Origin of the sequence: Peribacillus sp. YIM B13472 (assembly GCF_042788005.1) — a bacterium.
In the GTDB taxonomy this organism is placed as follows: domain Bacteria; phylum Bacillota; class Bacilli; order Bacillales; family DSM-1321; genus Peribacillus; species Peribacillus simplex_E.
In genome coordinates this window covers 55,708-77,877 of record NZ_JBHZPG010000004.1, presented here as the reverse complement: position 1 = coordinate 77,877, position 22,170 = coordinate 55,708, and the positions used below count along the sequence as shown (strand labels likewise).

Here is a 22,170-nt window from a genome sequence, read left to right as displayed (position 1 = left end):
GATTTGTTAAGTTAGTGAGTCATTTCATTGCAGTATGATTTGGCCCGGAAATTGTGTTTAGTAAGGAAAGGGGAATTTCTGTGGCAAAGAAAGTAAAAACAATCGAGTACAATGATGATGCAATTCAGGTACTGGAAGGACTCGAAGCGGTCAGAAAACGTCCCGGTATGTATATCGGCAGTACTGATGCACGCGGACTTCATCATTTAGTGTACGAGATTGTAGATAACTCCGTAGATGAGGCTTTAGCTGGATATGGAGACCAAATTAGTGTGAAAATACATAAAGATAACAGTGTAAGTGTGTCTGATAAAGGGCGCGGAATGCCTATTGGCATGCATAAATTAGGTAAACCGACGCCTGAAGTCATTTTGACGATTCTTCATGCTGGAGGTAAATTTGGACAAGGCGGATATAAAACGAGTGGAGGCCTTCATGGAGTAGGTGCTTCGGTCGTTAACGCGTTGTCTGAATGGCTTGTCGTGACGATCAAAAGGGACGGGTTCATTTACGAACAACGTTTTTTCAATGGCGGAAAGCCAGAAACCACACTGGAGAAAATCGGTAAAACCAATCAAGCTGGGACCAAAATCCACTTCAAGCCCGATCCAAAAATATTTTCGGTGACGACTTATAATTATGATATCCTATGTGAGCGTCTTCGCGAATCGGCTTTTCTTTTAAAAGGCATGAAGATAGAATTGACGGATGAGCGTAACGACCATAATGAAATTTTTCACTATGAAAATGGAATTGAAGCGTTTGTTGATTATTTAAATGAAGAAAAAGAGACCCTTCATAGTGTAGTCAGCTTGGAAGGGGAACAAAATGGGATAGAGGTCGAACTCGCCTTTCAATTCAACGATGGTTATTCGGAAAATATTTTAAGTTTTGTAAATAACGTTCGTACAAAAGACGGAGGCACCCATGAGATTGGTGCAAAAACGGCCATGACACGGGCATTTAATGATTATGCCAGAAAAATGGGGCTATTAAAGGAAAAAGATAAAAACCTCGAAGGTACCGATATACGTGAAGGCTTGTCTTCAATCATTTCAGTACGTATCCCTGAAGAACTTCTTCAATTCGAAGGACAAACCAAGAGCAAGCTTGGAACCAGTGAAGCCCGTTCTGCAGTCGATTCCATCGTATCAGAGCACTTAGCCTACTTTTTTGAAGAAGATCCAACCACGAGTACCCTATTGGTTAAAAAAGCGATTAAAGCGTTCCAAGCAAGGGAAGCGGCACGCAAAGCACGTGAAGACGCAAGAAGCGGGAAGAAACGGAAAAAATCCGATGCCATCCTTTCTGGGAAATTAACACCAGCTCAGTCGAAAAATCCCGAACGGAATGAATTGTATCTTGTGGAAGGGGACTCTGCTGGGGGATCCGCTAAACAAGGGCGGGATCGCCGTTTCCAAGCAGTACTGCCATTACGGGGTAAAGTTATCAACACGGAAAAGGCAAAACTTGCGGATATTTTTAAAAACGAGGAAATAAATACGATCATCCATGCCATCGGCGGAGGTGTCGGGGCGGAGTTCAACACGCCGGACACTAACTATGATAAAGTGATCATCATGACTGATGCCGATACGGATGGGGCCCATATCCAAGTGCTGCTGCTGACTTTCTTTTATCGCTATATGAAGCCGTTAATAGAGTCAGGAAAAGTTTACATTGCCTTGCCCCCTTTATATAAAGTGAGCAAAGGGACCGGGAAGAAAGAAGTCATTGAATATGCTTGGAGTGACGAAGAACTTCAGGGAGCGATAGACAAGGTGGGGAAAGGCTATATGATTCAGCGCTATAAAGGGCTGGGTGAGATGAATGCCGATCAATTATGGGATACCACCATGAACCCGGAAACAAGGACATTGATACGTGTGAAGATCGATGATGGTGCCCGTGCAGAAAGACGTGTGACTACGTTGATGGGAGATAAGGTTGAACCGCGTCGTAAGTGGATTGAAGCCAATGTCGCTTTTGGTCTCGAAGAGGAATCGAATATTTTAGATAATGAAAATATGTCGATTGAAGAGGAGGTCATTAACGATGGTATTTGAAGAAACGTTTCGAGATTTGCCGCTTGAAGAGGTAATTGGTGACCGCTTCGGGCGTTATAGTAAATATATTATCCAAGATCGTGCACTTCCAGATGCTAGGGACGGTTTAAAACCGGTGCAGCGCAGGATATTGTATGCGATGCATGTGGAAGGAAATACTCAGGAAAAAGGATTTAGGAAATCCGCAAAAACGGTCGGTAATGTAATTGGTAACTATCACCCTCACGGAGATTCATCCGTTTATGAGGCAATGGTTCGGATGAGCCAAGACTGGAAGCTGCGGAAGGTCATGGTCCAAATGCACGGAAATAATGGCAGTATCGATGGTGATCCGCCTGCTGCGATGCGGTATACGGAAGCAAGGCTTTCATCGATTGCCTCCGAGATGCTGCGGGATATAGAAAAAAGGACGGTCGATTTCGTACCGAACTTTGATGATACTTCAGAAGAGCCCATTGTATTGCCTGCAATGTTCCCTAACCTGCTTGTAAACGGTTCTACAGGAATTTCAGCCGGCTATGCCACTGAAATCCCGCCACACCAACTAGGTGAAGTCATTGATGCTGCCATTATGCGAATCGATAAGCCGGAAGCGACAGTCGCTGATTTAATGACGGTCATTAAAGGGCCGGATTTTCCTACTGGCGGTATCATTCAAGGAATTGAAGGCATTCGTAAGGCCTATGAAACAGGTAAAGGGAAAATAATCATTCGCGGGTTGGCGGAAGTGGAAACGATTCGGGGCGGCAAGCAGCAAATCGTCATCACTGAAATCCCATATGAAGTCAATAAAGCAAACCTTGTTAAGAAAATGGATGAGTTCCGTCTAGACCGGAAAGTGGAAGGCATCGCCGAAGTAAGGGATGAAACCGACCGTACAGGACTGCGCATTGTCATTGAACTGAAAAAAGAAGCAGATGCAAATGGTGTCCTGCATTATTTATACAAAAATTCCGATCTCCAAATCGCATACAATTTCAATATGGTTGCGATTTATAAAAAACGGCCAACATTGATGAGCCTGCCTAAAATGCTCGATGCATATATCGAACACCGTAAAGAGGTTATCGTGAACCGTTCACGTTATGAGTTGCAAAAGGCACATGACAGGGCACATATCGTCGATGGTTTAGTGAAGGCTTTATCCATATTAGATGAAGTCATCGCTGTCATTCGGGCATCTAAAGACAAACGCAATGCTAAAGATAACCTCATTGCTAAATTTGCCTTTACAGAAGCGCAAGCTGAAGCCATTGTCTCCTTGCAATTATATAGGCTGACAAATACGGATATTACAGCACTTGAAGCAGAGGCAGCGGAATTGAAGAACAAAATTGAGGAATTGACAAAGATTCTTGGCAGTGAAAAAGTTCTTCTTCAAGTAATTAAAAAAGAACTTAGATTCATTAAAAAGGGCTTTGATGACGGACGGCGTTCCAAAATCGAAAAAGAAATTGAAGAAATCAAAATCAATCTTGAAGTCTTGATTGCGAGTGAAGACGTGATGGTTACCGTGACGAAAGAAGGCTATGTCAAACGGACATCATTACGATCTTATGCAGCATCAGGGGGTCTTGATTTTGGCATGAAGGATTCCGACCGCCTGCTCCAGAGGCTGGAGATGAATACAACTGATGTCCTCTTGCTGTTCACATCCAAAGGGAACTACCTATACTGTCCAGTTCATCAGCTTCCTGATATTCGCTGGAAGGAAACCGGTCAGCATATTGCGAACATCATTCCAATTGACAGGGAAGAACAAATCATAAAAGCGATTCCTATCAAAGATTTTACCATGCCGGAATTCTTAGTGTTCATCACGAAAAATGGTATGGTGAAAAAGACAGAATTAGCTTCCTATAAAGCCCAGCGTCATTCAAAACCGCTGGTTGGTGTCAATTTAAAAGGTGACGATGAACTGGTCGATGTCCACCATACCGATGGACAGGCTGACCTTTTCCTAGTCACTCATAACGGATACGGTTTATGGTTTGATGAAGAGGAAGTAAGTGTTGTCGGTGTCCGGGCAGCAGGAGTCAAAGGGATTAATTTGAAAGAAGATGACTATGTCATTGGCGGAAAGGTTTTGGCCAAGGATAGTAAAGAATCGATCTTTATCGTTACACAGCGCGGGGCCATAAAGAAAATGAAATTAACCGAGTTTGAAAAAACGAGCCGGGCAAAACGCGGTGTCGTGGTCTTGAGGGAATTGAAATCGAATCCTCATAGGGTCATTGGTTTCGATATTATTAACAAAACCGACAGTCTATTCATTCTTTCTGAAAAGGGAACGATTGAAACGATTCATGCCGCTTCATTAAAAAATCATGATCGATATACGAATGGATCATTTGTTTTTGATGAAACGGTTAGTGGAAAAGCGAAAGAATTATGGAAAATATCATTGGAAGATGACTCCGCCATAGAGCAGTGAATCATTTTTTGAACGGGATGCTGATCTTATCAGCATCCCGTTTATTTTCCTATAAATGACTAGTTATATCCTTCCAGAAAATAATCCCCATTTGCCCCGCACTACAAGTTGAGTACTTTTACGAAAGTAATCACTCAATTCAAAAATGACTTATTGAGTCAAATTTAAATCCAAGTATTATGAACCTAATATTATTAAGAGGACAGCAAATAATTCAATTTTGAATTTTACCATTAATTGAATCTATGTAACATAACGATTTATTTTTGGCACACTCCTTGCATATTGTTTAGTATGACTTCTTTATTTTTTTGAATGAAGAAAGGGGAGGACCAATGGATAGACCTTGGAAAAAGCATATCCCGCAAGGAAATCCAATTGAGATTGATATTCCTGAAATGTCTTTGACAGAACTATTTTATCAATCAGTCGAACAATATTCGAATAAAACAGCGGTTACATTCATGGAGCAAAGGTATACATATTCAGAGTTGGGGAAGTTAGTGAAAAGATGTGCACGCGTGCTTGCTGATGAAGGTATTAAAAAGGGAGATCGTGTGGCTCTTATGCTTCCCAATTGTCCCCAATATCCAATTGGTTTTTTTGGAACCCTTTTGAATGGAGCCATTGTTGTTCAAATCAATCCAATGTATAAGGCGAACGAATTAATACATGTCCTGAAAGATTCAGGTGCAAGGCACATCATTGTACTCGATGATTTATTGCCAATAGTTGAAGCCGTTATAGCTGAAACCGATGTTGAAAAGGTGTTGAGCGTGTCGCTGGAAATGGGCAAATGTGAAATGACAAAAAAGCTACTATCTGTAACAGAGGCGGATTTCACTGTGGAGATTGAACCTGCCGAAGATGTCGCCGTTCTCCAATATACAGGAGGAACGACAGGGCGTTCTAAAGGGGCGATGCTAACCCATCGTAATATTGTTGCCAATACGCTGCAAAGTGCAGCCACTTCTAGAATCAATACTCAAAGAGGAAAGGAAAAGGTACTTGGCGTTTCCCCATTATTTCATGTTTACGGCATGACTTCAGGGATGAACCTGACGTTTTATAATGGCGGGGAATTAATTCTTGTATCCCGGTTTCAGGTGTCGGAGATCGTCGATATTATCAATAATCTTAAACCGACTATTTTTCCAGGGGTACCGACGATGTATATTGCTTTATTACAATATTACCAGTCCCATCCAATTGATTTGCATACATTGAAATCTTGCGTTTCGGGTTCGTCACCATTGCCATTGAATGTACTGTCAAGATTCAACGAATTGAGTGGAACAAAGATTGCAGAGGGCTATGGCCTGTCCGAGGCGTCACCAGTCACGCACCGGAATCCAGTTAGGGGCCTGCAAAAATCCGGAAGTATCGGAATTCCTATACAAAATACCGATGCCGCCATCATTGACAGTATTACAGGGGAGCCAGCCCTCTTGGTTGATACACCAGGTGAATTGGTCATAAAGGGTCCACAGGTAATGAAAGGCTATTGGGGCATGCCTGAAGAGACGCGGCAGACGATTCAAAACGGATGGCTGCATACCGGTGATATTGCCAAAATGGATGAAGATGGCTTCTTTTACATTGTAGGACGGAAGAAAGAGATGATCATCGCAGGCGGTTTCAATATTTATCCAATTGAAATTGAAGATATACTATACAGCCATCCTAAGGTTCTGGAAGCTGCCGTCTTTGGCGTCCCCGATCAATATCGCGGTGAAACGGTACATGCTGCGGTAGTTCTAAAACCGAATGAAAGAATAGCTGAAGACGAATTGAAGGATTATTGCCGAAAGCAGCTCGCTGCCTTTAAAGTCCCAAAAGCAATCACATTTGAAAGTGAACTTCCAAAAACGGCGGTCGGTAAAATCTTAAAACGCAAACTTCAAGAAAAACATATCGCTTATCCGGATAAAATATGAAAGCGTTAACACTAATTCACAGATAAAGGGGAATGCAAATGGACTTTCGCTTAGATGAAGACATCTTGCTATTAAAAGAAAATATACGCCAGTTTATCGAAGAGCAAATCGATCCATTTTCCATGCAGATAGAGGATGAAGATCATATCCCGGTATCCATAATAAATTTATCGAAGGAAATCGGGCTATTCGGACTTAGTATCCCGGAAAGGTATGGCGGGCTCGGAATCGGGATGGTGGGAAAATGTGCTTTATATGAGGAAATCGGCAAAACCCATAATGGATATACCACTCTGATAGGGGCCCACACCGGTATAGGGACGGTAGGGATAGTTGAAATGGGAAATGAAATGCAAAAGGAAAAGTATCTACCAGATATGGCAAGCGGTAATAGAATTGGCGCTTTTGCTTTAACTGAGCCTGCAGCGGGGTCCCATGCAACGAATCTCAAAATGACGGCTGTCAAAAATGGCGATAAATATATTCTAAATGGGACCAAGCATTATATAACGAATGCAGATGTAGCAGATATTTTTACGGTTATGGCCGTAACGGACAAAGATAAAGGGGCGAAAGGAATCACCTCATTCATAGTAGAAAAGGATTTTCCGGGTTTTAGAGTTGGTAGCCTGGAAAGGAAGATGGGTCTTCGAGGCTCACATTCGGCCGAATTGGTTTTTGAAGATTGCGAGGTTCCTGCCGAAAATGTACTGGGGGACGTTGGCCAAGGGTATGTAAATGCATTGAAGATCCTTGCAAATGGCCGCGCAGGCCTTGCTGCCCGTAATTTGGGGTCCTGTCAATACCTGCTCGACCTCTCTACTAAATATGCCACAGAACGTGAACAATTCAATGTCCCGATCATTGATCATCAGGCCGTATCCCATATGATTGCCGAGATGGCAATGGAAATAGAAGCACTTCGCTCATTCACATACCGGGTTGCATGGATGGTCGATCAGAAAGAAAAAATCATTAAAGAAGCGGCAATGCTTAAGTTGTATGGTTCGGAAGTATATAATCGTGTCGCTGATAAGGCCGTTCAGATTCATGGCGGGATGGGATACATGAAGGATTATCCGGTTGAACGTTTCTATCGGGATGCCCGAATCACTAGAATATATGAAGGTACGTCCGAAATCCAAAAAAATATCATTACAGGACAATTAAAGAGAAAATATCAAAACTAGTCTAATTGGAAAGTGGAGGGGTTAAGATGGATTTACGACTATCGGATGAACAAAAAATGGTACAAAAAACAATACGCAAGTTCGTGGAAAATGAATTGATTCCCTTGGAAAATGAAGTGCTTCGCAATGAAATGGCAGGAAAACCTAGTTTACCAGAGGGGACATTGAAAGATTTACAGGAAAAAGCAAAAAAGGCTGGGTTTTGGGGCATCAATACCCCGGAGGAATATGGCGGGGCAGACTTAGGGCAGCTTATGATGGCAATTGTCTTGATGGAAGTATCAAAAACGTTTGTACCATTCAGCTTTGGAGGTTCGGCTGATAACATACTTTATTACACAAATGAAGAACAGAAACAGAAATATCTGATCCCTACGATCAACGGTGAGAAAAAGTCCTGTTTTGCCATGACGGAGCCGGGGGCTGGGTCCGATACGCGAAATATTAAAATGACGGCAGTAAAAGAAGGGAACGAATGGGTGCTTAACGGTGAAAAAACTTTCATTACCGGAGGAAATGATGCCGATTTCGTCATGGTCATTGCTGTAACCGACAAAGGACGTCATCAAGCAACTGGAACGGAAGGAGTAACCTGTTTCATTGTAGACCGTGATATGGGCTGGAGATCAGAGTATATCAATACGATGGGAGAATGGGGACCGGCCGGTTTAGTTTTTGATAATGTCAGGGTACCCGAAGAAAACATCTTAGGGGAAGTGCATGGTGGTTATAAACTAGGCTTGGAATGGATTGGGTTTGCAAGATGGATTGTGGGCGCACGCGCTGTCGGTTCTGCAGAAAGATTGCTGCAAATGGCGATAGATTACGCTAAAGAACGAGTCACATTCGGAAAACCGATTGCGGAGCGTCAGGCCATTCAATGGCAGATAGCTGATTCGGCCGTAGAGATTGAAGCTGCAAGGTGGCTTGTATTGAATGCGGCTTTTACACTTGATAATGGGGAAGACAATCGCCATTTAGCTTCAATGGCAAAACTTTATGGAGCCAATATGGGGAATCGGGTCGTTGATCGCGTATTGCAGATACACGGAGGCATGGGCTATACGAAGGAGCTTCCCATCGAGCGTTGGTACCGCGAGGCAAGGCTTTGGAGGATTTATGATGGTACGGATGAAATACAGCGTATGATCATTTCCCGAAATTTGATTAAGGGGCATGTTAAATTAGGACAATTCTTATAATAGATTAGGAGGAAACGATTATGACAGGGAGATTTTCAGGGAAAACGGCTTTAGTTACAGGTGGAAGCAGAGGGATTGGCCGGGCGATCGTCGAACTATTTGCCAGTGAAGGCGCAAACGTGGCGATTATCGATATCAACGAAGAGGTTTTGACATCAACAGGAAATGAATTAAGGGATAAGGGTTATACCATTTTTACCAAAGTGGCCAATGTGGTCAATTCCGAAGAGGTGGAAGCATCCATAAAAGAAATAGCCGATACATTCGGATCGCTTGATATTCTCGTGAATAATGCAGGGGTCATCCGGGATAATCTACTTTTCAAAATGACCGATTCAGATTGGCAGACGGTAATGGATGTGCATTTAAAAGGTACTTTCAATGCAGTACGTGCCGCCCAGAAGCATATGGTTGCAAATAAATACGGAAGAATCATCAATATATCATCCACTTCGGCCCTAGGGAACCGCGGTCAGGCTAATTATTCAGCTGCTAAAGCCGGGCTTCAGGGGTTAACAAAAACACTGGCGATTGAACTTGGCAAATATGGGATAACGGCTAATTCGGTCGCACCAGGTTTTATCGAAACCGAAATGACGAAAGAAACAGCTAGGCGGGTGGGAGTGAGTTTTGAGCAATTCATCCAGGATAGGGCAAACAGTATTCCTGTTTCAAGAAGCGGTTTGCCAAGTGATATTGCTCATGCTGTTGCATTCTTTGCCGATGAAGCATCCTCATTCATTAGTGGGCAGGTTCTATATGTTGCGGGCGGTCCAAAAAATTAAGGGAAAAGGCGGGATGTTATGTTCAACGAAAGTATTGGAAAACGATCCACCCCCGTTAAAAATATAGTTGAACGGGGAGCCGTTAAAAAATTCGCATTATCGATTGGTGATACCCACCCGATTTTCATTGATGAAGAAATAGGCAGGCAATCAAGGTACGGAACGAATATAGCTCCACCAACTTTCCCAAGGGTCTTTGATTTTGGGACGATTGAAAGTTTAAATCTCCCGAAAAAAGGATTGATTCATGGTGAGCAGATATATCGCTATAACAGGCCGCTGAAGGTAGGGGAAGAAATCACCTGTTATACGGAAGTGAAAGACTATTATGAGAAAAAAGGGAAACAAGGGGAAATGGGATTTCTAGCCTTTAAAAATTATGGGGCGGATGCAAATGGGGAAATTGTCTTCACTGCTGAACAGCTTGTCATTTTAAATGAAACGATCAGAAGGATGGTGATGAGTAAGTGACGACATTAACCGAACTTCATATTGGTGACTCGTTACATTCAATCGAGCTTCCGCCTGTAACGCGATTGGACCTCATTAAATATGCCGGCGCATCAGGTGATTTCAATCCCATTCATACGATTGATGAGGAAGCAAAAAATGCTGGTCTTCCCGGCATCATCGCACATGGAATGTGGACGATGGGAAACCTCGCAAAGCTTTTCAGTAATCTTTATGAAATTGGATTTATCGAAGAATACAAGATTCGCTTCAAAGGAATGGTTTTCTTGAATGATGTCATAACTCTTCATGCGGATCTAAAAGAAAAAAATGGGAATAGATATTTTTTCAATGTAGCGGCCACTAACCAGTCAGGTAAGGAAGCGATTAGTGGAGAGATTATTTTTAAGATTTACTGAGGGAAAGTAAAGTTATTTCATCACTTCCAGTCTGTCTACAAAAGGGAGTTTGAATGGTCTCATCCCGAACCATGAATTTAAAACAAGGTTTTTACTGTTTTATGAAACTTTCACTAGATTGAAGAAATTTGCGACACTCCTGCCGAAAAACTGGCTAGCCAAGACCCCACAGACGCTTGCTTTGATGAGGCTTGGCAGACAGTCGGCGGAAAGGGAGCGGATTTCTGAAATCAATTCGAATTTTTCTATGGAAAAAATTGTAGGCAAACTGATCTTTTTTTTATTTGTCTAAAGTCTGTAGTGATGAAAATTATTTCATCACTACTTTTTTTAGGAGCGAAATTCGACAATTTTAAAGGAGTTTCGAAATTTATCCAGAATTGTACTTAAAAAGAATTCCTTTTGCGGCGGTGAATAGTAATGAATCAAGTGAAACAGGATTCTCAGATTAATTTGCTCAAAGAGTGGACCTTTCCTGCACTAGTCGTGGATTCTGCAAATCGGATAAAGGATTGGGGCACCTATTTTAATCAATCGTTAAGTCAGAATGGTAATAATGCATTAACCGAACAATTCGATGAGTGGCAATTTCTCGATAATAAAAGGCTTGCAGCTGCAAGGCTGGATGATAAACGGTATTTATTTTTATTAATGAAACATATGGATACTGACAATAGTCTATATATAGGCAGTGAAACAGAATTTTTGGACGATTTATTGATTGATGCTCATAAAACGGATAAATTGAATCGCGCACTGGATGCCATTATCGAAAATTCCTATGATGGGATATACATCACCGATCAAGATGGAGTCACGCTTTATACCAATTCGGCAATTGAACGGATCACTGGCATACCAAAAGAGTATTATATCGGCAAATCGGTGGACCAATTGATTAAACGCGGCATCTTGAATGCTTCGGTGACGCATAAGGTAGTGAAGCTGAGACGAACGGTATCGGTCGTACAGGATAATTTTGCTGGAAAGGAAACATTGATTACAGGAAGTCCCGTTTTTAATGCCGAAGGGGAAATAGAGCAAGTCGTTACGAATATAAGGGATTTATCTGATTTAAATGAACTGATGCATGAGTTGACGAAAGTTAATGAGCTGAATAATCAATATAAGCTGGAAATTGAAAAACTGCGGAAGATAACAAGCAAGGATGGAGTCGTATTTGTCAGTGATAAAATGAAAACGATCTATGAAATTGCTGAAAGAATATCGGATATTGATGCGACAGTACTCATTCTGGGAGAAACGGGTGTTGGAAAGGATGTCCTTGCCCGCAATATTTATAATCGGAGCATCCGGTCTAAAAAAGGGGATTTCATCAAAATAAATTGTGGGGCAATTCCCGCTGATTTATTGGAATCCGAGCTCTTTGGATATGAAGGAGGGGCATTTACCGGAGCCAATCAAAAAGGCAAACCAGGGATGTTTGAGCTGGCAGAGAGTGGTATCCTATTCTTGGATGAAGTCGGTGAGCTTCCCCTGCAACTTCAAGTGAAGCTGCTTCGGGCCCTTCAGGAAAGGGAGATTCAAAGAATCGGAGGTACAAAGCCAAAGAAAATCGATGTTCGCATAATAGCAGCCACGAACCGAAATCTATCGGAAATGGTCAAATCGGGTGATTTTCGTGAAGACCTCTTTTATAGGCTGAATGTCATTCCGATTACGATTCCTCCTCTAAGGGAAAGAAGAGAGGATATCTTGGCATTGACTGACTTATTTTTAACAAAGGCAAATGAACAATATAAATTCTCAAAAGAAATAGATTCGCGGTTGAAGGAATATTTTTATCAACATGATTGGCCAGGGAATGTCCGTGAATTGATTAATATTGTGGAAAGGCTCGTCGTGCTGACGGATAATCAATTATTATCGATCAACGATCTGCCGGAAGAATATCGACCGGATAAGCTGAATCAGTCGAACTATCATTCACCCCTAACTCTAAAAGAAGCGGTGGAAAAAGCTGAAAAGGAAATCTTGACGAAAGCGGCGGAAACCTACCAAACTACATATGAAATCGCAGAAGCCCTTGATTCGAGCCAGGCAACAATTGTTAGGAAACTTAAAAAATATCGATTAAAGGTCAGCGGAAAAGAATAGATGAGTATGAACAGCACCCTCCATTGTTGGACACCATCCAACAATGGAGGGTGCTGTTTTTTTGACTAAAAATTACGATAGGCGAAAAATTACATGGGGTTAAGTGCTTGGAAGGAAAAGCTTCATCATTTTATAGATTGTTATTCAGTTTATATTCATAATTTATCTTTATTATTTTTTCTAATATTCAACTAAATAAGTAGAAATATTATCGTGTTAGCAAGATCAAGGTAGGGTTTTAAATTATCCAAAATATATACAATCATGAAATCACCTTCTTTTTTTCAATAAGTAGTCTCTAACCAATATTTGTCTTTAACAACCCATGTATATACTCTTGCAACTGTCAATTTTGAATTTTCAGATGCTCTATTTTTAAATCTAACTCCCCCATATGAACTTTAAGTTAATGTCACCGTACCTCTGATTACCCCTTGAGCTTCTATTGACCAATAATGAGCTCGAGGTGGAACTTCATAAACTCATTTAAATACATGAAGTCACACCTTGTATAAGATCAATATCAATCAAAATATTACTCTACTCAAACATTCCTCGTTTTAACCCTTTACTTTTTTGTATATTTTTCATATTATTACTTATGTACCATGAAAAGTCAAAATTTTAGGGAATATGTATCATTGTTTGTTAAGGTTGTGTTGCATATGTACTATAAAAAATTAAGGGGGGAACATAATGTGTAAGAAATTATCGATGACTGTAATCATGCTTTTATCAGTGGTTATGCTAGTTGGAGGAATTTTACCGAGTGTGGGACATGCCCAAGAGAACAATGAATCAATAAGTACAGAAAGTACAGAAAGTACAGAAAGTACAGTATTAACTTTAGACGATACCATGACAGTTAGTGAACAAAACTCAATAATTAATGAGTATCTAAGTGATCCAAATATAGATGAGTTAATTGTTCTTGATGAGTCGTTATTAATAGAGAGTAATGTTATAGAGAATGGCCCTAGCACTAACGCACGTGCTATAATTAATAAGTATAAAGTTCAAAATGTACGGGGAGGGTCTGATGCAACAGGATCTAGCGGACTTGCCACTGCTATTGGTGGTCCAGGAGTAGTATTAAATATTAGCCAGAATAAATCAGTAGCTACCACAGTTAGTGCGAATTTTGGTGCTAGTAATGCTGCACTATCAGGGGCTCTAGGGTATAGTGTTACGGGTACAACAACTATAACGATTTCTGGTACATTTAAAGTTCCGAGTAAGGTAAATGGGAAAAGTGTTAAATCATTAAAATTCACAGCATATCCTGTATATAAAACTAAACTATATGATGTATATAAAATGCCATGGAATTCCTTTAGTTGGACTAAACAAGGAACAGGCACAGCAAAAAAAGCTTATGGTGTATCTTATAAAAAAGTTTATACCTATAAATAAAGGATTGAAGCTTAAATGAAAAAAAAATATATAATTATAATTTTTATGCTTATAATAATTATTGGAAGTTTGCAAATTCCTAGTCTGCTAGAATCAATATATCCATTGGCTAAAGAAGATAGAACGGAAGCTTTTTATAATATTAGATATTTATTGCAAGGGATTTTTTCTTTGGCAGGTATAATATTTGTTAATATTATATTGTTAATATATTTCATGAATAGTGATGTTGATAAAAAAAACTAGTTGAATAAGTAATGAAAGCCCTCTTCGACGAGGGCTTTTCTTTGTTTTTTCCTTGACTTTTATTTTCCTATTTAGCTTTCCTACACTTTTCATAATCCTTTTTTTGTACGTAAGCAATTCATTTCGATATATTTGCAACCGAGTCCACACCATCTTTGACTTTTAAAAAGCCCCCCTTTTTCGACGTGAAAAAAAGCGTCAGCCCACAAACTTATTTTATAACGGAAGTGTTGAAACCTCCCTCTCCCAGTAGATAGGTTATTTTACATTCTTCTACTAATCAGGAGAGAAAGAAAACTGATATATCAGTGTTTCTAGGGTTTGAGTTATTCTCTTAAGAGATATAGAGCCCATTACTAAAGAACGAAGTAATATTTTTTTATGATTAAATCACCTCATCTTGGTAGGTAGCCTTCTTTACAAACAGTACAGATAGAGTTACTTAATCTTTAAAGAATCTTTAAGATATTATGGGTTGTAAAGTTGTTTTTTTTGTATATGATTACCTGCTATTGCATGAAAACATTGTAGTTATGAAGGGTATTTTTGAATCCTTTTCATTTTATGTCTTCATTTAATTCTTTATTGATTCAAAAATGATTTTTTCAGTCAATAGTGAATGACGGACATCCCGTATGGAATCGTTACTTTTGATTTTTACAATTCAATAATGAATTCACTTACTGGTGAATGGCCTAATTGTCGGTGAGTTATTGTTGGCACGGCACTTGCATTTATATACAGGAAATAATCTACATACAGGTAATTAATCTGCGTAATGGTCCTTTAGTGGTGTGGAAGGAGTGAAAAAACCAGACGATTACCATGGGTAAACCGTTATTAAAGAGAAGATGGAATCATTGGCTATCCCTAAAAATTGCATTTGCTTGTCTGCACAATCGTACCGCCTAGAATCATAAGGCAGAAAGAATGAGGACAATAACGTGAGGTGCATGTACTGTAATAAGTGGTCAATATAAATGAAAGCGCTAACAACTAATCGGGTGTTTTTTTCGCTACACTCTGTAGGTTTGTAGTGAAATAAAACTTACTGTTCCTCCCCAGGAGGTTGAGCCTGTGAGGGAAAAAATTGAAAGTGTTTTTCATCGCAGAGGTGTGCTTTCAAAATATGGACAGGATGGTAGGCAAGGGAATGAACAGCAAAGTGAAATTCAATAATTTTCAAGGAGGAAGTAAATGGAAATTTTGATTCAGCAGCTTTTTAATGGTTTGACGATTGGCAGCGTATATAGTCTTGTTGCCCTGGGATTGACGTTAGTATATGGAATATTGCATATCCCGAACTTTGCCCACGGTGCCCTATATATGTTGGGTGGATATATCACGTTATCAATGATGACCTTATATGGGGTCAATTACTGGATTGCCATGTTCGTATCCATTATCGTTGTTGGTTTGTTGGGAGTCCTTTTGGAACGTTTCGTGTTTCGTCTGTTAAGGGAGGCACCTCCATTGCACGATAAGATAGCGGCAATCGGAATTCTCCTTTTTCTTGAAGCCTTTGCCCAATTTGTCTGGGGTGCCGACTTCCATACAATGACTTCTCCATACGGCCAAGTGGTCAATATCATGGGCCTGACGTTCACACTTCAGCGATTATTGATCATCGTATCAGCTATCGCAGTAATGGTTTTACTTTACCTTTTCCTAAAGAAAACTTATGCCGGCTCGACGATAATAGCGATGTCCCAAAGCCGTGAAGGTGCTTCATTAGTGGGAATCAACATTAATAAAGTCGCAATGCTTACCTTCATGATATCGGGTGGATTAGCAGCCATCGCTTCATCCCTTGCATCACCGATTAACCTTGTATTTCCCGGCATGGGGCATTTAGTCATCCTAAAAGCATTCGTCATTATCATATTGGGCGGGATGGGGAGCATCCCGGGGGCGATCGTAGGCGGATATATCCTAGGTTTCAGTGAGAGCCTGGGCGCAACTTATATTTCAAATGATTATAAAGACATCATTGCATTCATTCTTTTAGTCGTAATATTAACCGTGAAACCAACAGGTCTTTTTGCCAAGGGGGAGAGGTAGCGTGAAGATATTAACGAAAAGAAATGGGATTATCGCACTTATCATCTTTGCTTTTTCATTCCCCTTTATCGCTCAAAACGATTATTATCTCCATATGCTGACACTTTCGTTCATCTGGGCGATAGCTGTTTATGGAATCAATTTATTATCAGGATATACTGGATATCTCTCGCTTGCACATGCTGGATTTTTTGCGATTGGAGCATATTCACTTGGCCTCCTGACGGTAAAAGCGGAAATGAACTTTTGGCTGGCGCTTGTATGTGCATGTTTAATCACATGTGCAATTGGGTTTTTAATCGGTTTGATCGCGCTGAGGACAAAGGAACACTTTTTCGCGATTTATACCCTATGTGTAGGTTACATCATATATCTGGTCATCGATAAATGGGAGGGACTTACAGAGGGGGTTAGGGGATTGATCGGTATCCCTGCTCCTGGGAATATAGGGCCAATCACATTCGATACTGCAGCATCCCAATATTATCTAGTCCTCATTTTCCTGCTTGCAGTGATTTTAGTCGTATATCGAATTATACGCTCGTTGACCGGCAGGACGTATATGGCCATCAGGAACAGCGAGGACCTTGCACAAACCATTGGTATTTCCACAATGAAGAATAAGTTAACCGCATTTGTCCTATCCACATTCTTTGCAGGTTTGGCAGGTGCTTTGTATGCTTCATTCATTCGTTTCATTGGACCTGATATCGGATCAACTGCCATAATGTTCGATCTATTGATGTATTTATTGGTTGGTGGAATCGGGACACTTTCAGGTCCTTTGGTAGGAACATTATTGTTAGTAATCCTTTCGCAGAATCTGCAATTCCTTCAAGAATATCGAATGTTGATATTCGGGCCATTGCTTACGGTGATCATTATCTTTTATCCGCGCGGAATCGCAGGGGCCTTCTTTGATTGGCAAAGAAAGCGAAAAGATAATGAACTGTCCAGGGTGAGAAGCGAAATGCACATAAAAGCTGAGGAGGGATGAATTTGCTAATCGAAACGAAGAATTTGACAAAGCGGTTTGGAGGATTAGCGGCCGTCAATAATGTGGATTTTACGATTGAAAAAGGTAGAATCAATGCAATAATCGGACCAAATGGTGCAGGAAAATCAACTTTTTTCAACTTGATCAGTGGCTTTCATCGACCAACTTCCGGGACGGTCCTTTTTAAGGGGATTGATATCACCAAACTTCCTGCCAATGAAATAGCGGGGCTCGGAATTTCAAGAACCTTTCAAACGACAAGCCTTTTTGATCAAACGACCGTGTTGGATAATGTCATTGTCGGTCATAGGCTGCGAACCAAATCCAATCTGGTGGATGCCATTCTAAGAACAAAACGTTTAAAACGGGAGGAAGCGGCTTGCAGGGATAAGGCAATGGAGGTTCTTGATATTGTCGGATTGACGGAATCGGCTGACAGAATGGTCTCCAGCATCTCGCAGGAGGAAAAGAAACGGACAGCCATTGCCCTTGCCCTTGCGACTGAACCGGAAATTATCTTTCTTGATGAACCTGCTGCGGGAATCAATCCGGATGAAACGGAAGGATTGACAGAACTAATTAAAAAATTGAATCGATCGGGACTGACCGTTTGTTTAATCGAGCACAAAATGCATATGATCATGAACTTGGCAGACCACATCATGGTCCTTAATTACGGAGAAAAAATTGCCGAGGGCACACCTAAGGAAATCCGCGGAAATGAAGCGGTGATTAAAGCCTATTTGGGAGGGAGTGCCAGTGCTTAAGTTAACCGATGTCGCCGTGAATTATGGAAGTTTCACTGCGATAAAACATGTGAATATCGAAGTTGCCAAGGGAGAGATCGTTGTTTTGTTGGGAGCTAATGGGGCAGGAAAAAGCACCACTTTTCGTTCCATAAGCGGAATCAGTAAGCTGTCCAAGGGGGAAATTCATTTTCTGGGCATGCCGATAGGGGGCCGTGCCCCGGATAAGAATGTTCGGGAGGGAATCGTCCAGTGTGCCGAAGGACGTAAACTGTTTCCACAGATGACCGTCCAGGAAAATCTGAGGATGGGTGCTTATGTACATCGAAAGAAGAAGGCGGAGATCAAGGATTCCTTGGAATACGTCTATCACTTATTCCCGATTTTAAAAGAAAAGCATCATGATGAAGCGGGAAGCCTGAGCGGTGGCCAACAGCAAATGCTCGCAATTGGAAGAGCCTTGATGTCGAAACCGAAATTGTTGATGCTTGATGAGCCTTCGGTGGGACTCGCTCCACTTATTGTCGAACAAATGTTTCGGGTCATTGAAGAAATAAACCGCGAAGGAATCACGGTCCTGCTTGCTGAACAAAACGCGAATGCTGCTCTCGGCATTGCAGATAAAGGATATGTTTTTGAAAATGGGGAAATTGTCGTACAAGGGACAGCAAGTGAGTTATTAGCCAATGATGAAGTAAGGAAAGCGTATATTGGGGCCTGAAAAAATTGAATGGGGGATTTTTATGAAAAAACTGAAAGTGTTATTTATTTTTCTCCTGCTAATGATCACTGTGTTGACTGGGTGCAATAAGGGGGATAGCACTGTGTCAAGCAGCGGCAGTAAAGGCAAAAGTGAAAATGTCGTTAACATCGGTTTTAGCGGTCCTTTAAGCGGGGCAGCAGCGTTGTATGGGAAACGGACATTGAATGGTGTAGAAATGGCTGTCAATGAAATTAACGATGCTGGTGGGTTTGAAGTAAATGGTAAGAAATACACATTGAATTTAGTTTCGTTGGATGATAAATACCTTCCTAATGAAACAGGGTCGAATGCTAAACGGTTAATTCAGGAATATGATACGCCGATCATTTTCACGCCTCATAGCGGAGGTGTTCTGGCACTTCAGGTTTTTAATGAACAAGAGGAATTCATCATTGGGGCCTATACGAGTGAACCGGCAGTGACCGAGAGCGGAAATTCATTAACCGTTCGAATTCCACCGAATTACGAGGGGTATATTGAACCTTTTACAACATATGCAATGGAACATTTCGGCAAGAAGATTGCCGCTTTGCCAACATCTTCTCAATACGGTAAAGACTGGACGGAGGCCGTGCTCCCACATTGGGAAAAGCAAGGCGGAAAAGTCGTTTATAATTCCTCGATTGATTTCGCCAAAGAAACCGATTTCTTTACGATTGTCACCAATGCCTTGAAAAAAGATCCTGATGTGCTATTTATCGGTGGTGCTTCGGAACCTACGGCAAAAGTAGCGAAGCAAGCTCGGGAGCTAGGATTTAAGGGCGGTTTCATCATCATGGATCAAGCAAAGCTGGATCAAATGAAGCCGATTGCAGGGTCATATGAAACATTGGAAGGCTCGATTGGCGTTCTGCCACTGATGGACTCAGATGAAGAAGCAATACCTGCTTTCGTTGAGAAATATCAAAAGAATTATAAGGAAGATCCAAGCTCAGAAGTAGGATTGAATTATATCGCCATGTATGCGTTTGTGGAAGCGATGAAATCTGCAGGCAGCGTTGATGATGCCAAGGCCATCCGTAAGCATATGCAAGATGGACTTTCAAATATAGGGCCAGATCAAAAAATATACGATATTCCCTCGATTGATGAAAATGGAGGATTTGCATCAACTATTGTCGTCGGTGCAGTAGAAAACGGGAAAGTAGTCCCTGTCCGTTAACTGGGTAAAGGGATGCAGGTGTTCCGGGGGTCGGTGTAGTATACTAGATTAGCATTTTGTTAAATTATTTGTTCGTGTATCGTACCCAAGTTTGGGGACGGTACACGTTTTTTTATTGTTGATAAAATCTACACCAAAAAATAGTAGGCTCCTATGTAAATTACGGGTACTCAGAAAGCTGCCATGGATACTTTATTTAATAAGGAGTTCGCTTGGCAGTGGGGTTTTGAGGAAAGGAAAATTCTAATTAACAAATTTTTCAAAAATATCTTGTATCCAAGTAATGAAAACGCTATCATTGAATATAATATGAAATACAATTTCATTATTTTCTATTAAAAAATGAAATTATATTTAAGTAATTGTTTATGGGAGGATTTAATTGTCTATGGAAGAACACTTACGTTCATTAACGACTGAATTACGGAACGAAAAGACGATGAATATCGACAGTGTAAATACGATGGAAGTCATTTCTGCAATCAATAAGGAAGATTTTAAAGTGGCCGCAGCGGTTCAGGAGGTATTGCCAGAGATTGAAACGGTGGTTGAATGGGCTTGCGAATCGTTAAAAAAAGGAGGGAGACTCATATACATCGGGGCAGGAACGAGTGGAAGACTCGGTGTTCTGGATGCCGTGGAATGTCCCCCGACTTTCAGCACACCACCTGATAGGGTGCTGGGAATAATCGCAGGAGGGGAAAAGGCGTTTGTTCGGGCTGTTGAAGGAGCAGAGGATAAAGAAGAGTTTGGGGAATGTGATCTGATTGACGTGGAACTTACAGCTAATGATACGGTTATTGGCATCGCGGCAAGCGGCCGTACCCCTTATGTGAGGGGTGCTTTACGTTATGCAAGAAAAGTTGGCGCTAAAGCGGTGGCATTATCATGCAATAAAAATGCGAGCATCACGGAAGCAGCTGATATAGGGATCGAAGTGGTGGTCGGACCGGAAGTGTTAACAGGATCCACGAGAATGAAAGCGGCAACCGCACATAAAATGGTTCTCAATATGATCTCAACTGCAACCATGATCAGGTTGGGAAAAGTCTATGAAAATCTGATGGTCGATGTTAATGTCAGTAATCAAAAACTGAAGGACCGCGCAATAAGCATCTTAGAAACTGTAACGAATGCTGACTATGATCAAGCTTTGAATACGCTTGAAAAGGCAAATAATCAAGTTAAACCAGCGATTGTCATGATAAAAACGGGAACAGATTATGAAAAAGCAATGGAGTTACTGGAGAATGCGGATGGAGATGTCAGAAAAGCCATCTCGATTTATGAAGATTAAGGAGGGAAGCAATGGCTACAGGAGGATTATCCATCATACAGACGATGTTGAGCAAGCTGCCGCAATCAGAACAAAAACTAGCAGAATATATTCTACAGAATCCTCATGAAGTTGTGAACAGCACTGTACAGGAATTAAGTACGTCTGCCCAAACTAGCGGGGCCGCTGTTATCAGGTTGTGTAAATCGCTTGGAATAAAAGGGTTTCAAGATTTGAAAATAAGGATTGCTGGAGATTTGATGAAGACAGTTGAACAGGGTTATCGGGATATCGAGCCTTCCGAATCACTGTATCGGATTGTGGAGAAAACAACGAGTAATTCGATTCAGACCATTAGGGACACATCTGAAATAATCGATCACGATAATCTCAAACATGCGATAAAACTGATGCTGAATGCTAAAAACGTCCACTTTTGCGGTGTGGGTGCTTCGAATATAGTTGCTGCTGACGCTCAGCAAAAATTACTTCGCGTCAATAAAGGGGCAACGGCTTTTACGGATATGCATTTAGTTGCAACCCTGATTGCAAATGCTGATGAAAATGACATCGTTTTTGCCATTTCATTTTCAGGGGAAACACCTGAAGTTGTCAATATATTGAAGCTGGCAAAAGAACGTGGGGTCAAGACAATCGGGCTGACTCATTATGGCCAAACAACGGTATCATCCTTGTGTGACGCCACACTGTATACATCCTATTCGAATGAAGCACCTTTTCGAAGTGCAGCAACATCCTCACGATTGGCGCAATTATATATGATTGACATTTTGTTTTTGGGGATGGCTTCAGAACAATATGAAGAGACTGTCCAATATATTGATAACACCAGGTCTGCCATTAAATCGATGACAGATCGATATAAATGATTCATACGAGATTTG

General features: G+C 41.1%; 19 protein-coding genes. All 19 read left to right on the top strand.

Annotated features, from left to right (window positions below):
- Window positions 1–80: 80 nt before the first annotated feature.
- Window positions 81–2,066 (top strand): DNA topoisomerase IV subunit B, encoded by a 1,986-nt coding sequence (gene parE / locus ACFX4I_RS04750; RefSeq protein ID WP_133345813.1) that lies wholly within the window; start codon window positions 81–83, stop codon window positions 2,064–2,066.
- The gene (gene parC / locus ACFX4I_RS04745) at window positions 2,056–4,500 is read left to right on the top strand and encodes a DNA topoisomerase IV subunit A (RefSeq protein WP_098371899.1); all 2,445 of its coding nucleotides are present in this window, start codon (window positions 2,056–2,058) and stop codon (window positions 4,498–4,500) included. The genes parE and parC overlap by 11 nt, the downstream gene beginning before the upstream one ends.
- A gap of 335 nt (window positions 4,501–4,835) precedes the next feature.
- Window positions 4,836–6,437, top strand: coding sequence for a long-chain-fatty-acid--CoA ligase (locus ACFX4I_RS04740; RefSeq protein WP_230302662.1), 1,602 nt, complete (start codon window positions 4,836–4,838; stop codon window positions 6,435–6,437).
- A 38-nt stretch (window positions 6,438–6,475) separates the two neighbouring features.
- Complete coding sequence (locus ACFX4I_RS04735; RefSeq protein WP_377419410.1) at window positions 6,476–7,627, top strand: acyl-CoA dehydrogenase family protein; 1,152 nt, start codon at window positions 6,476–6,478, stop codon at window positions 7,625–7,627.
- 26 nt (window positions 7,628–7,653) lie between these two features.
- Window positions 7,654–8,829, top strand: coding sequence for an acyl-CoA dehydrogenase family protein (locus ACFX4I_RS04730; protein WP_283932955.1), 1,176 nt, complete (start codon window positions 7,654–7,656; stop codon window positions 8,827–8,829).
- 20 nt (window positions 8,830–8,849) lie between these two features.
- A complete protein-coding gene (locus ACFX4I_RS04725; RefSeq protein WP_377419408.1) occupies window positions 8,850–9,614 on the top strand; it encodes an SDR family oxidoreductase in 765 nt (254 codons plus the stop codon).
- Window positions 9,615–9,632: 18 nt separating this feature from the next.
- Entirely contained in the window at window positions 9,633–10,085 is a 453-nt protein-coding gene (locus ACFX4I_RS04720; protein WP_377419406.1) for a MaoC family dehydratase N-terminal domain-containing protein, read from the top strand.
- On the top strand, window positions 10,082–10,483 hold the full coding sequence (locus tag ACFX4I_RS04715; protein WP_230304154.1) for a MaoC/PaaZ C-terminal domain-containing protein: 402 nt from the start codon (window positions 10,082–10,084) through the stop codon (window positions 10,481–10,483). Before ACFX4I_RS04720 ends, ACFX4I_RS04715 begins: the two co-directional genes overlap by 4 nt.
- A gap of 49 nt (window positions 10,484–10,532) precedes the next feature.
- Complete coding sequence (locus ACFX4I_RS04710; protein ID WP_230304153.1) at window positions 10,533–10,775, top strand: hypothetical protein; 243 nt, start codon at window positions 10,533–10,535, stop codon at window positions 10,773–10,775.
- Between the two features lie 128 nt (window positions 10,776–10,903).
- Complete coding sequence (locus tag ACFX4I_RS04705; protein WP_377419404.1) at window positions 10,904–12,601, top strand: sigma-54 interaction domain-containing protein; 1,698 nt, start codon at window positions 10,904–10,906, stop codon at window positions 12,599–12,601.
- Window positions 12,602–13,297: 696 nt separating this feature from the next.
- Complete coding sequence (locus ACFX4I_RS04700) at window positions 13,298–14,014, top strand: hypothetical protein (protein ID WP_377419403.1); 717 nt, start codon at window positions 13,298–13,300, stop codon at window positions 14,012–14,014.
- Window positions 14,015–14,029: 15 nt separating this feature from the next.
- Window positions 14,030–14,260 carry a hypothetical protein gene (locus ACFX4I_RS04695; RefSeq protein WP_377419401.1) on the top strand — a complete coding sequence of 77 codons (231 nt, stop codon included), beginning with the start codon at window positions 14,030–14,032 and terminating at the stop codon, window positions 14,258–14,260.
- Window positions 14,261–15,457: 1,197 nt separating this feature from the next.
- Window positions 15,458–16,321 (top strand): branched-chain amino acid ABC transporter permease, encoded by an 864-nt coding sequence (locus ACFX4I_RS04690; RefSeq protein ID WP_076371380.1) that lies wholly within the window; start codon window positions 15,458–15,460, stop codon window positions 16,319–16,321.
- Window position 16,322: 1 nt separating this feature from the next.
- Window positions 16,323–17,318 carry a branched-chain amino acid ABC transporter permease gene (locus ACFX4I_RS04685; protein ID WP_377419399.1) on the top strand — a complete coding sequence of 332 codons (996 nt, stop codon included), beginning with the start codon at window positions 16,323–16,325 and terminating at the stop codon, window positions 17,316–17,318.
- Between the two features lie 2 nt (window positions 17,319–17,320).
- The gene (locus tag ACFX4I_RS04680) at window positions 17,321–18,085 is read left to right on the top strand and encodes an ABC transporter ATP-binding protein (protein ID WP_137018495.1); all 765 of its coding nucleotides are present in this window, start codon (window positions 17,321–17,323) and stop codon (window positions 18,083–18,085) included.
- Window positions 18,078–18,785, top strand: a complete 708-nt coding sequence (locus ACFX4I_RS04675; protein ID WP_214746594.1) for an ABC transporter ATP-binding protein — start codon at window positions 18,078–18,080, stop codon at window positions 18,783–18,785. Before ACFX4I_RS04680 ends, ACFX4I_RS04675 begins: the two co-directional genes overlap by 8 nt.
- A gap of 22 nt (window positions 18,786–18,807) precedes the next feature.
- Window positions 18,808–19,989: an ABC transporter substrate-binding protein gene (locus ACFX4I_RS04670; RefSeq protein WP_377419397.1), complete on the top strand. Its 1,182-nt coding sequence runs from the start codon at window positions 18,808–18,810 to the stop codon at window positions 19,987–19,989.
- Between the two features lie 388 nt (window positions 19,990–20,377).
- A complete protein-coding gene (gene murQ / locus ACFX4I_RS04665) occupies window positions 20,378–21,286 on the top strand; it encodes an N-acetylmuramic acid 6-phosphate etherase (RefSeq protein WP_377419552.1) in 909 nt (302 codons plus the stop codon).
- 11 nt (window positions 21,287–21,297) lie between these two features.
- On the top strand, window positions 21,298–22,155 hold the full coding sequence (locus ACFX4I_RS04660) for a MurR/RpiR family transcriptional regulator (protein WP_230303159.1): 858 nt from the start codon (window positions 21,298–21,300) through the stop codon (window positions 22,153–22,155).
- Window positions 22,156–22,170 lie beyond the last annotated feature (15 nt).